We start from the raw sequence: 224 nt of genomic DNA on the forward strand, positions 1-224 counted from the left end.
CGCCCCTCCGTACGGGACGGAGGGGCGGCGCCGAGGGGGACAGACGTCAGACGAGCCAGCCCACGTAGTGGACGAGACAGGCCAGCGCGTTGGTGATGACGTTCATGTAGTGCGTACTCCTCATTTATCCAGTGGGACTCACCGGCCCGCATGGGACGTCGAGCCGGCCACGCCCGAGCGGACCGTGTCCGGCCCGTCACTTGCGTACCGTAAGCATCTCGGTA

This window comes from Streptomyces nanshensis, from assembly GCF_001751255.1.
In the GTDB taxonomy this organism is placed as follows: Bacteria; Actinomycetota; Actinomycetes; order Streptomycetales; family Streptomycetaceae; genus Streptomyces; species Streptomyces nanshensis_A.